The following is a 12383-nucleotide window of genomic DNA, read 5'->3' as shown; positions in this document are numbered from 1 at the left end:
GATGACGGCGGGTGCTGCCGTCTGGCGCCCGCTTCACATTGCCACTAAATGAAATGACACCGCTAGTTGGTGACTAATGGCGGCTCGACACCCGGATCGAGCTGCATATCGAAAGTGGCCAGTAGCGCCGCGATCGTCGAGTAGTTACCCATCAACGCCACCAGATCGATCAGCGAGCGCTTGCCGAACGTCTTGAGCGCCCGTTCGTAAGTGCGCGAACTCACGCGATGCGCGCGAAATATTTCCCGGCCCAACGTAATGACAAGCGCGTCGGTTTGATCGAGCGCGGCGAGGCGCCGATCGCGCCGAATCGCGTCGATGGTGTCTTCCGGTACGCCCGCGCTGAGCGCGGCCGCTTCATGGACGGCCCACTCGAACTGACTGTCGCAACAACGCGCTGTGGTGAGTATCGCGACCTCACGTACGCGCGGTGAAAATGCCGCTTCAAAGCGCAAATAGCGCAACAGCGGACGGTTGCGCTTGGCGAGTTCCGGACTGTGCAATTGCAGACCGCCCGGCCCGCGCAGGCCACGTATCGAATGCGCCCCGGGCTTCACGTGCGCATCGAAAATAGCTTGCGCTTCCGTGTCGAGGCTCGCGCGATCGGGTAGCGGCAACCGGCAGCCCGATTGCGGATCAATGTCGATGGGATACATGGTGTGGCCTCCGTGACGCGCACTTGACGCGCCTTGCGCCCTCACTGGCTCGCCGCCTGTCCGATACCCGCTTTCTTCTGCGCGTCCTGCAGATTCGACGGATAAGTGGATCCCACCTGATTCGGCTTATAACCGTTCTTTTCGAGCGTCCGCAATTCAGCTTTGTTCTTCGCATGGGCAGCTTTTCGGTCTGCCTTACGTTGCGCCTTGCGCTCGGCTTTCGTGGCCGCGCTGGAGGCAGCGTCCGAGCCCTGCGCCCACGTCGGCGCTGCCGAAACCGTCATCAGCGTTGTTGCCATGATCGTGACCAACCATGATTGTGTGACCGTCGACATCGCTATGTCTCCTTGTTCGTTAGTTTCGTGAAGCTCTCCTCGCCCACGGCAAACATCGCTTCCATTTCGCGCCGCACACATACGTCCTGGCGTTTGGCGTCATAGCGCATGTCTTGCCATCGCACCACCGTGCCCGCGGCGATGTCGCGGACCAGTTCCATTCCGTGCGCGACACCGATCGGCAGCGCGCCGATCGCCAGCGAATCCGTGGCGGGCATCAGCTTGCCGTACACGGTATAGCCACCTTCACCGTCGAGGCGCTCGCCCGCGCGCAACGCGCGTTTGCTTGTGGCCACCGCATCGGCCCGGAAGCCGCCGGTCGATCCCGTTGCTTCGCCGCGCAACGCCACGCTCGCCACCGACGTGCCCAGTTCGAGGCCAATCAGGTGATAGGGTTTGTACATGGCCGCGAAGCGGCCACTTGCGTCCGTTCTCAAGCCGTATTGCGCGAAGCATTCGCGTACGTAGCGGCTCATTGCTTCGATGACCACGTACACGCCCCAGCGCAAATCGCGAAACACCGGGCGTCCATCGCGTTCGAGCGATGACACGACTTCAACGGTGCCGCTCCGCTCCAGCACACCACCGGCGTCGACCGGTTTCAACAGTGCCGGAAGATCGTCGGCGCCGCAGGCGAGAAACGCGAGTCCATCGGTGGCGGGCGTGAGTGCGCAGGCGTTCGCAACAGCCGCCATTTCAAGTGCCGATTTCGTGCCGTCCACGAATGAATTGAACATCTGCGCGTTGAAATCTCCGCTTTGCACCTGCTCGTCGGTAAAGCCGTAGTGGCGCCAGACGGTATCCGGCGTCGACTGTCGATAAGCCGGCAAATAGCGGGTGCCTTTGCCCGCGCAAACGATTTCGAAGCCACAGGTGCGCGCCCAGTCGACCAGTTCCGCAATCAGCGCCGGTTGATCGCCCGATGCCATCGAATAGACAACACCCGCCTCCTGAGCGCGGCGCGCCAGCAGCGGACCCGCGAGCACGTCTGCTTCGACGTTGACCATCACCACATGTTTGCGGTGCTCGCAGCACAGCAACGCGTGACGCACGCCGGCAGCCGGATGACCGGTCGCTTCGATAACGACGTCGACTGCCCCGCAGGCAATGAGCGCGGACGCGTCGTCGGTAACGAACGTCGATCCTGTGTCGAGGGCGTCACGCCAATCCGTCGCAGCATAGGCGGACGCGCACCAGCCTACCCGTTGCAGCGAATCGCGCGCGCGCTGCGGCGACAGATCGGCAATCCCGAGCAGATGTACGCCAGGTGTCGTGCGCACTTGCGACAGATACATCGAGCCGAATTTGCCCGCGCCGATCAAGCCGACACGTATCGGCCGGTTCGACGCAGCCCGGGCTTCGAGCTTCGCGATCAACGACATGAACGTCCTCCGCAGCGTGTGGCGCGTATTACGTTCCGGTCATTCGACCGCTTCCGCCGGCAACGTGATGCGCCGCATTACGCGACGCTGTTTGGGATCGAAGTCCGTGCGTGCGTGCAAAGCGCAGCGGTTATCCCAGATGAGCACGTCGCCGACTTGCCAGCGATGCGAGTAGATGAATTGTTGCTGCTCCTGATGAACAAACAGATACTCGAGCATCGCATCGCTTTCTTCTTCCGGCATGCCTTCAATACGTGCAGTCATCAAGCGATTGACGAACAGCGATTTGCGCCGTGTGACAGGATGAGTGCGCACCACGGGATGAACGTGGCTGGGTGCTTCCGCATTCGGCTGTCCGCGTCGGGTCGGATTCAGCCCGTAGTCGTACACGTTCAGCGCCCTGAGACCTTTAATTTTTTGCTTCACGTCGTCCGGCAAGGTTTCATACGCCTTGTACGTGTTGGCGAATAGCGTATTGCCGCCTTCGCTCGGAATCTCGATGGCATACAGCATCGTGCCTGTTGACGGGTGATCGCGATAGCACTGGTCGGAATGGAACTGCATCTCGCCGTCGGGAAGAATGCCGTCCGGACGATCCGGCTGCTTCACATTTGTCACGTAGACGAGTCCCTCGACACGTTCGAGAGCCGGAATATGGCCTGATGACAGCGCGCCACCTCCGAACAGCCTGCCGAAGCGCACCTGGTCCTCTTCGGATAACGTCTGGTTGCGGATCAGCACGACCAAGTTCTCATGCCACGCGTCGAGAATCTTCTGATTCTGCTCGGGCGAGAGATCGCGCAAATCGATACCCTGCACCTCGGCTCCCAATGCGTCGGATAGTGGCCGTGTCGTCACGAGGCCCGCCATCTGTGTTTGCTCGCTCATAACTGTCTCCTTGAATCGCTTGCGGATCGACTTGTGTGATGCGTGAATGCGGTGTCGGGCTTCGGCGTAACGTTCACCATAGCCCGCACATCCGCGTCCTGCTGCTGAGACGTTGGATGTGTCGCCGATGCGCGCAGCGCGGACGACTCGCTGGATCGGCTGGCGATCATCTCCGCCGCCTTCTCCGCGATCATCAGCACCGCGGCATTGATGTTGCCGCCGACGATGTCCGGCATCACCGACGCATCCACCACCCGCAAGCCGCGCACATTGCGGACGCGCAACGATGCGTCGACAACGGCGAGTGGGTCGTCGGCGGTGCCCATCCGGCAAGTGCCCGCCGGGTGATGCGAAGTGGCCGATGTGCGCCGCATATGCGCATCGAGCGCTGCGTCGGATGTCTGATCGGCGCCCGGCAGCGTCTCGTTGCCGATGAACGGTTGCAGCGCGGCCTGGCTAGCGACTTCGCGGATCAGCCGCATGCCAGCGCGCAGCGTACGCGCGTCGCGTTCGTCTTCGAGGAAATTGAAGTGAATTTTTGGCGCAGTACGCGGGTCTGCCGACGCGAGTTCGATCCGACCGCGACTGCGAGGACGCAGCAGCACCGCGCGGCACGCGAAGCCATCAGCTACGGGGCAGCGAAACGGTGCAAACCACGGACCCGCGCCCGGTGGCAAGGCACGAAACAGCAACTGGATGTCGGGGAGTGCCAAAGCATTGTCGGTCTTCAGGAAGCCGGTCCAGCCGCTCGGCAGGTCCGTCCAGAAGCCGTTGCGGAACAGAAGCGCCTGGGCGATCCCGCGCGCCACTCGGTCCAGGCGCATCTCACGTTGAAAGATCCCCGGTACGCTTCGTGAGAATTCAACGCTTGCCCACAGATGGTCTTGCAGATTGCGCCCGACGCCCGGCACGTCGGCCTTGATGGGGACGCCATGACGTTCGAGCTGCGCGGGGTCGCCGATGCCGGACAGCATCAGAAGATGCGGCGAATGAATCGTCCCGGCGCAGAGAATGACTTCGCGATCGGCTTCGACGTTCTGCGCCTCGCCGTCCACCACGACTCGCGCGCCAGTCACGCGGTCGCCGCTGAATAGCAGCGTCTGCACCGCGGCGCGCGTCATCACACGCAGATTGCTGCGATTGAGCACGGGTCGCAGATACGCGGAAGCCGCGCTCGAACGGCGACCGTTAGCCAAGGTCAATTGCAGGCGGCCTACCCCTTCCTGCGTATGGCCGTTATAGTCCGGCGTGGCCGGCAGGCCGGCTTCGTGCGCCGCGCGCATCCATGCGTCCACTAACGGATCAGGATATTGCGACGTGCATGTCGCGACGGGCCCGACGCCTCCACGAAACTCCGACGCTCCGGCCTCCCAATGCTCCTGCCTGCGGAAATACGGCAGCACGTCCTGATAGGACCAGCCAGGCAAGCCGTACGAGGCCCATCGATCATAGTCGCCTGCATGGCCGCGCACGTAAGCCATCGCGTTCACCGACGAACAGCCACCAATCACCTTGCCCCGCGCGCACTCAATACGTCTACTGTCGAGTCGTGCTTCCGGCTCGCTGTGCAAACCCCAATCGAAACGCGGCGAGCCGTGCAAACGCCCCCAGCCAAGTGGAATGTGAATCCACGCGCTGCGATCCCATCCGCCCGCTTCAATCAGCAAAACATTGGTATCGCCCGCCTCGGTCAGGCGCGCGGCGAGCGCGCAACCAGCCGAGCCCGCACCGATGATGATGTAATCGAATCGCGATGTTGTGCTCATGGGCGCCGTCGGAACACGTAAATATTGGACCAATTAGCGCAATGTGACGTGAAGGGACTTTTGCCTGGTATAGCTGAGCAATTCGTCCATACACTCCTCACGCCCCACGCCGCTGTTTTTAGTTCCGCCGAACGGCATGCCCGTGTAATGGCCACCGCCGCCGTTCACCCAGACATAGCCGCAATCGAGCTTCATCGCAATCTTCAAGGCCGCATTCAGATCGTTCGACCAGAGTGCCGCGGCCAGACCGTATTCGGTCGCGTTCGCGAGCGCCAACGCTTCATCAGGCGAGCGCCATTTCAGCACCGAGAGCACCGGACCGAATACTTCCTCACGCGCGATGCGCATGTCCCGCGTCACGCCGGTAAAGACGGTCGGCTCGACCCAATAACCGCGCCCGAAGGATTCACCCGGCGGCCGTTTGCCGCCTGTCGCCAGGTGCGCGCCGTCGGATTTCGCGATGTCGATGTATTCGAGCACGCGCCGATAATGACGCTCCGAATTGATCGGCCCCATTTGGGAGGTTTCGTCAAGCGGGTCGCCGAGTTTGAGCGACGAGACTGCCGCAACAACACGTTCCACTACGGCGTCATGAATCGACTCGTGCAGGAGCAGGCGGCTCGTCGAGCCGCATGACTGACCCTGCCACGCGAAATTCATTCCGGCGATCGCGGCATTCGCCGCCACATCAGGATCGACGTCGGGAAACACGATCATCGGATTCTTGCCGCCCAGTTCGAGTGAAACCTGCTTGACGCACACTTCCGCCGCGCGGCGCTGAATCATCATGCCCGTGCCCACCGATCCGGTGAACGCGATGCGCCGCACACGCGGATGGCGCACGATCGCGTCGCCGGTGATCTGCCCCGGACCCGGCAGAATATTGACGATGCCGGCGGGCAATACATCGGCACACACTTCGCCGAGTATCGCGGACGACAACGGGCTCTGTTCCGGTGGCTTGATCAACGCGGCGTTACCCGCCATCAGCGGTCCCGCGAGCGCTGCTACTTCGAAATAGATCGGATGGTTGAACGGCACGATGCGCGCGACCACACCGAACGGCTCGCGCATCGACAGATGCAGGCGCTCTTTCGAAAATGGCAGCGTCTCGCCCTTGATTTCGCACGCAATGCTCGCGTAGTACTCGAGCAGATGCACCGCGCCCGCCAGATCGCCGCGCATCTTGCCAATGGTGTTACCGGTGTCGCGCACTTCGAGTTGCAAAATCTCGTCGCGGCGTTGCATCAGGCGGCGGGCCAGCTCACGTAGCCGCTCGGCCCGATCGCTCACGTCGAGCGCGGCCCACGAGGGTTGCGCGCGCTCGGCTGCACTGACCGCGCGTTCCACGTCGTCAGCGTCGGCAATTGCGCTACGGCCAATTGGCGTTTCGTCGGCGGGATCCAGCGAGACCGCCCATTCGCCGCGCACGCCCGCGCCAAGCTGCCCGTCGATCAGCAACGGATAATCCCGCAAGCCGGTCTCGTCGCCGGCACGTACCGAGGTCGTCTCCACCATTCGCTCGCTGGTAAATTTAAAATAAGATACCTAAGCTTATGCCGGATCAGTAGCAAGTCAAGTCAGGAGTAACCCCTTTTCGCGGGTACGGTCATGCTCCGATCTCCGTCACCAGCATGTTGCAGAACGTATCGACTTCTACGTGCTGGCCCGGATAAACCACCGTCGTCGACGTGCGTTCCTCGACGATCAATGGACCGATGAGCCGCGTGCCCGGATACAGATCGTTGCGGCGATAGACCGGTGTCGGAACTGGCGCTTGCGGACCGAACCACGCATCGCGCGTTTCGAACGGGGCCGGCGTGACGTTTTGCGCGATTTCGAAGGTTTTCATCGCCGGCTTCGGAATCTGCCCGACGCCCGTCACCTGGAAGTTGACGATCTCGACCAGTTGTTGCTGCGCCATGTGTCCGTAGCGGCGGTGATGCGCTTCATGAAAGCGCTGCTGCAACGTCTCGAGGTCTTGCGGGCCGTTCAGCGCGGGCACCGTCACATCGACCTCATACGACTGGCCGGCGTATCGCATACCTGCATGGCGCACGGTGGTCAGATGCTCGCGCGGAATATTTTCGTTGACGAGGTCGTTCAGTACGATCGCTTCCATGTCGCGATAGAACGCATTGAGCTCGTCGCAACTGGTCGATTCCATTCGCGTGATGCGCGTCAGGCTGCGCTCCTGCTGCACGTCGCTCACCAGCATCCCGTATGCGCTGAACGTGCCGGGATCGCGCGGGATCAGAATCCGGTTGATGCCCAGTTCGGCTGCGATTCTCGCGGCTGTCGTCGGCCCCATGCCGCCGAACGGCACCAGCGCAAACTCGCGCGGATCGTAGCCGCGCTCGACGCTGATCGTGCGCATCGCGATCACGACGTTCGTCGTCAACACCCGCAGAATTCCCCACGCCGCCTCGTGCATGCTCATGCCGAGCGGTCGCGCGACGTGCTCTTCGACCGCCTGGTAGGACGCATCGCGCGAGATCGCCATTTTCCCTTCGAGCAACGCATGCTGATTCAGATGGCCGAGCACGACCAGCGCGTCGGTGAGCGTCGGATGCGTGCCGCCGCGCATATAACAGGCCGGTCCGGGATTCGAGCCCGCGCTTTCCGGTCCCACCTTCAATACGCCGCCGAGCTGGATCGATGCGAGACTGCCGCCGCCCGCGCCAACGGTATCGATATCGACCGCGTGCGTGCGGATCGGATGGCGTCCCACGGACACCTCCGACTTATGCAGCAACTGGCCCGGAACCACGGCCATATCCGTGCTGGTGCCGCCCACGTCGAACGTAATCAGGTTGGCGACACCTTTGGCCGAGCCGAGGTAGCGGCTGCCGATCGTCCCGGCTACCGGACCAGACATCACCGTCTGGATCGGCGTGCGCGAGAGCATTCGCGAACTCGCGGCGCCGCCGTCCGATTTCATCATGAGCACGCGCGCGCCCGGAAAATAGCCGAGCGAAAGCGTCTCCAGATCCTTCAGATAACGTGCGGCCGGCGGCCCGATATACGCATTCGCGACGGTCGATGCCGTGCGCTCATATTCGCGCCATTCTGGGTTGACCTCGCTCGACAGCGACACGTACATGCCGGGCGCGACTTCTTCGATGATTCTCGCAATTTCCTGCTCGTGCCCTGCGTTTGCGTATGCAAATAGCAGCGCCACAGCGATCGCCTCCACCTGTTGCGCCTGCAATTTCTCTACCGCGGCGACCACGTCGTCGCGTTGCAACGGCTCGATCACGGTTCCGTCGAACGCGAGGCGCTCGCGCACTTCGTGAATGCGATCGCGCGACAGCAGCATTTTCGGCGCGGGCGCATAGAGGTTGAACACATCGCCGCCGCGCCATTGACGCCCCATTTCATATACATCGCGAAATCCCGCGGTCGTCAGCAACCCGACGCGCACGCCATTGTCTTCGAGCAAGGTGTTGAGTGCCGCCGTCGAGCCGTGCAGGATCAGGGATACCGCGTCCTTGCCGAACTCCGTCTGCAGGTCCTTCATGATCGTGTCCATCACGAGCATCGGCTCTGCCCGGTTCGACAGATACTTGCGGATTACCGTGACGTCGCCGAGGTCTTCGTCGAATGCCGTCACATCGGTGAATGTACCGCCGACATCGATGCCGATCCGCAGTTTCATAGCCACCTCTTTTCTGATAACGGACGCAATTAGGGTTTTGACGTGTTTTCTGGTGTGCGGGTGTCAGTGCGTAGCGGAACGCGTCTTGCTGCCGCGCAAGTGCGCGGTTGCTTCAACGTCGACGCTGCCGTCTTCCGGGTGAATCGCGACGCCGTATAGCGTGCGAGCCGCCTCGATCGACACATAGCCGCGCAACACGTCCAGTCGCACTGCTTCGGAGTCGCGCTCAAAGGGATCGCCACGGCCGCCGCCGCCCGCGAGTCCCCACGCGAGAACGTCTCCGGCGTGCAGGCGCAGCCCAGCCACTTTGGACGGCAGCGCACGCTCATCCGGCTTGCCGCGATTGAGGACCGCACTCGACGCCCGCGCCGGCAACGCGCCGAGCGAACCCGGCGACGCATGCTTGAAGCGATCCGCGCGCAGATTGAAGGTCACTTCGTCGCTCAGCACCTCCCATTCGCGCATCGCGCCAAGACCGCCGCGATGCAAACCGGCGCCGGCGGAATCCTGAATCAGCGCGTAACGGCGAATGCGCAACGGAAACTCTGTTTCGACCGCTTCGACCGGCGTGTTCATCACGTTCAGCACGAGCTCATCCTGAACGCTGACGCCATCGCCATGCGGCCTTGCACCACCGCCACCGTTGTAGATCTCGTGAATCGAAAACCATCGGCCGGTGCGGGGATTGAGGCCCGAACCGGTCAAGCCGCCGCTCGCGCCGCTGCCGGGTGCCGGAATGCGGTCGGGCGCCACCTCGCCGAGCACACGCGCGACCAGCGTGCTAATCAACTGACTCGCACGCACATACATATTGACCGGCGCTGGAAAGCGCGGATTGAGCAGCGACCCTTCCGGCGGATACGCGACGTCGATCGGCCGCGACATGCCGTCGTTGACGGGCAGATGCGGCGCGAAAGCCATCTTCACCCAGCACTCGATCACGTTGCGCGACACGCATGGTCGCAGATTGATCGGACCGCGCGCTTGCGAATCGCTGTCGAGCGTGAACTTGAGCCGGTCGCCAGCAACTTCGAGCGACAGCGAAATACGATACGACTTCTCGCGGTCGATGCCGTCGTCGTCGAGATAGTCGACAACCGGACCGTACGTGCCGGGCTTGAGCTGTTTGATCTGCGCAGTCAGTTCTTTTTCGCAGATGTCCATCCAGCGCGTCCAGCACGTGAGCACCGATTTCGTGCCGTACTTCTCGAAGAGTTCACCGAACTTGCGGATGCCATAAACGTTGGTCTGCACCTGCGCGTTGATGTCGCCCCAGGTCATTTCTGGCGTGCGCGTGTTCGCGCAGATCAGTTCGTACAGCGCCGCGTTCAACTCGCCCTCGTTGTACAGCTTGACCGGCGGAATCAGCAGACCTTCCTGGAAAACCTCAGTCGCGTCGGGACTATTGGTGCCCGGCACTTTGCCGCCGATGTCCGGCTTATGCGCCGTGTTGCCGATATACGCGACCAGTTCTCCTTCGAAGAACACTGGCGAGACGATCGTGACGTCGGTTGCATGGTTCTGACACGCACGGTACGGATGATTGACGATGAATGCATCGCCCGGCGCCATCTTGCCGCGAAAAGCCCGATGGATTTCGCGCGTTTGCGCGGCTATCGGGCCGATATGCGCCGGCTGGGGAATGCCCTGCGCCACCATTCGCGCATGGCGGTCGAAAATCGCAAAGGTGAAATCCTGGCTTTCCTTGATCACGGTCGAATAGCCGGTGCGCAGCATGTTCATGGTCAGCTCACGTGCAATCTGCAATGTGGACTGAAAAATGACTTCCAGATCGATGCCATCCATCCGAACCTCCGCGACGCTGAAGTGAAAGGTGGCTGCGCCGCCGCGCAACCGCATGAAACCATACGGCTAGGCGCGACGCTCATGGTCTTCAAGCACGCTCACATAGTGACGCCACGTCCACTTGAACACGTCTTTGTTGTGCGCCGAGAGCTTGGCGTTCTGTGCTTCGCGCAGACGTTTGAAGTACATCTGATCCTCTTCGCCGAGCAGCATGGGGGGCTTGCCGGCCTTTGCGCATTCGAGCGTGATGCTCGCCAGTGTTTCGAGCTGGATCGCCTTGATCGTCGCTTCTTCCACCGACGCGCCCACTGTCGCCACGCCGTGGCCATACATCAGGCAGACCGACTTGTTCTGCATCGACTTGACGAGTTGCTGACCGGTCGCCGCGTCGCGCACAAGCATTGCGCGGGGGAACATCGGCACACCTTCGGCCGCGAGGTACATCGAGTTGGGGTCGTAGGCGCCGAAGATCGGTTGCAGTTCGAGGCCGAGGATCGTGCAAAGCATCGACGCGCGGGGGTGAGCATGCACGACCGCGTTGACCTCGGGCCGCGCCTTATACAACTCGCCATGAATCGGCAGTTCGGTGGGCGTCTCGTAGGCATCCGCATGTTCGAGTTCGGAACCGTCGAAACGGCACGCGTGGACCGCTTCAGCCTGCGTGCGGATCAGGCCCGCTTCGCTCTTGCCGCGACAGCGGATCAGCATGCGTTCGCCTTCGATTCGCGCACTGACGTGGCCCGTAGTTTCGCGCACCAGGCCCAGATGAGCCAGGAGCCGGCACGACGTGGCAATCGTTTCACGAAGTTCATCAAGCGTGGTATCCATATATACGGCCTCTCCTGATTGAGTGCAGCGGTGTTGACCGCGCGGCTTCGACTCATCCCGCCGCGTCAGCGATCTATCGTGATCTCCTGCGTTTTCGCGCGCGACACGCAAGGAATGATGAAGGTGTCCTGTTCGTCGTCGAACAGCGCGAGATCGCGGTGATCCGCGACGCCCGCGATCAACGCGGTCTTGCATGTCGCGCAGGAGCCGGTTTCGCATGAGGTCGGCACATCGAAACCGTGTTCGCGCATGACCTGCACGATGGACTTGTCCGCCGGGATGTCGAGCGTGACGCCACTTTTCGCCAGATGACACCGGAACGGCCGGTTCTCGTTCGATTCTTCAACGACCTTCGCGGAGCCGAAGTCCTCGAAATGAACCGTGCCGCGTGGCCAGTTCGCCGCGGCCTCGCGCACTGCGTCCATCAGCGGACGTGGGCCGCAGCAGTAGATATGCGTGCCGGGCTCGCGCGCCGCGAGCAATCCGGCGACATCGAACGCGCGGCTCGGATCGCCTTCGTCGTGATAAACCGTGATGTTGGAATGCTCGCGCGGCGCATTGACTTCATTCAGAAATGCGGTCACCGACGCCGTACGCGCGAAGTAGTACAGGTCGTAAGGAACGCCACGCGCGTCGAGGTGCTGCATCATCGCGTAGATCGGCGTGATTCCAATGCCGCCCGCAATGAACAGGAATCTCTCCGCCGACGCTTCCAGCGGAAAATCATTGCGCGGCGTCGACACATCCAGTCGATCACCCGTATGCACGCCTTCGATCATCGCTCGCGAACCGCCCTGACCGTGATGTTCTTTCTTCACGGCGAAACGGTAATAACCTGTTTCTCCGGGCGCACTGCACAGCGAATATTTGCGCACGAGACCCGTCGGGCCAGTCACCTCCACATGCGCACCCGGCGTGAACTCGGGCAGCGCGGCGCCGTTGGCGTCGCGCACCTCGAACAGGTAGATGTCACCCGCAATCTGCGCTTTGTGACTCACAAGCAAATTCATGATTCTCCCTGTGCACGTTCCCGGTCTATTCGTTGCCGGTCCGCGCTGCTTTAA

10 protein-coding genes are annotated in these 12383 nt (G+C 62.0%); all 10 read right to left on the bottom strand.

The genetic code is table 11. The features are described from left to right. Nucleotides 1-62 precede the first annotated feature (62 nt). The 10 genes from P0D96_RS35060 to P0D96_RS35015 all read right to left on the bottom strand — a co-directional run bounded on the left by P0D96_RS35060 (nt 63) and on the right by P0D96_RS35015 (nt 12329). Nucleotides 63-656: a carboxymuconolactone decarboxylase family protein gene (locus tag P0D96_RS35060; RefSeq protein ID WP_408318226.1), complete on the bottom strand. Its 594-nt coding sequence runs from the start codon at nt 654-656 to the stop codon at nt 63-65. A gap of 41 nt (nt 657-697) precedes the next feature. After that, nucleotides 698-991 (bottom strand): DUF4148 domain-containing protein, encoded by a 294-nt coding sequence (locus tag P0D96_RS35055; RefSeq protein WP_408318224.1) that lies wholly within the window; start codon nt 989-991, stop codon nt 698-700. A 2-nt stretch (nt 992-993) separates the two neighbouring features. Then, nucleotides 994-2373 carry an NAD(P)H-dependent oxidoreductase gene (locus tag P0D96_RS35050; protein WP_408318222.1) on the bottom strand — a complete coding sequence of 460 codons (1380 nt, stop codon included), beginning with the start codon at nt 2371-2373 and terminating at the stop codon, nt 994-996. A gap of 39 nt (nt 2374-2412) precedes the next feature. Further along, nucleotides 2413-3261: a TauD/TfdA dioxygenase family protein gene (locus tag P0D96_RS35045; protein ID WP_408318221.1), complete on the bottom strand. Its 849-nt coding sequence runs from the start codon at nt 3259-3261 to the stop codon at nt 2413-2415. Beyond that, nucleotides 3258-5027: a GMC family oxidoreductase gene (locus P0D96_RS35040; protein WP_408318219.1), complete on the bottom strand. Its 1770-nt coding sequence runs from the start codon at nt 5025-5027 to the stop codon at nt 3258-3260. Before P0D96_RS35040 ends, P0D96_RS35045 begins: the two co-directional genes overlap by 4 nt. A gap of 33 nt (nt 5028-5060) precedes the next feature. Then, a complete protein-coding gene (locus P0D96_RS35035; RefSeq protein ID WP_408318217.1) occupies nt 5061-6545 on the bottom strand; it encodes an aldehyde dehydrogenase family protein in 1485 nt (494 codons plus the stop codon). A 91-nt stretch (nt 6546-6636) separates the two neighbouring features. After that, the gene (locus tag P0D96_RS35030; protein ID WP_408318215.1) at nt 6637-8685 is read right to left on the bottom strand and encodes a hydantoinase/oxoprolinase family protein; all 2049 of its coding nucleotides are present in this window, start codon (nt 8683-8685) and stop codon (nt 6637-6639) included. A gap of 63 nt (nt 8686-8748) precedes the next feature. Continuing rightward, nucleotides 8749-10491 (bottom strand): hydantoinase B/oxoprolinase family protein, encoded by a 1743-nt coding sequence (locus P0D96_RS35025; protein ID WP_408318213.1) that lies wholly within the window; start codon nt 10489-10491, stop codon nt 8749-8751. A 66-nt stretch (nt 10492-10557) separates the two neighbouring features. Next, nucleotides 10558-11319 (bottom strand): 3,4-dihydroxyphthalate decarboxylase, encoded by a 762-nt coding sequence (gene phtC / locus P0D96_RS35020; protein ID WP_408318211.1) that lies wholly within the window; start codon nt 11317-11319, stop codon nt 10558-10560. 65 nt (nt 11320-11384) lie between these two features. Continuing rightward, nucleotides 11385-12329: a PDR/VanB family oxidoreductase gene (locus tag P0D96_RS35015; protein WP_408318209.1), complete on the bottom strand. Its 945-nt coding sequence runs from the start codon at nt 12327-12329 to the stop codon at nt 11385-11387. Nucleotides 12330-12383 lie beyond the last annotated feature (54 nt).

The organism is Paraburkholderia sp. RL17-347-BIC-D, from assembly GCF_046027915.1.
GTDB lineage: Bacteria > Pseudomonadota > Gammaproteobacteria > Burkholderiales > Burkholderiaceae > Paraburkholderia.
This window is presented reverse-complemented; position numbering and strand designations above follow the sequence as displayed.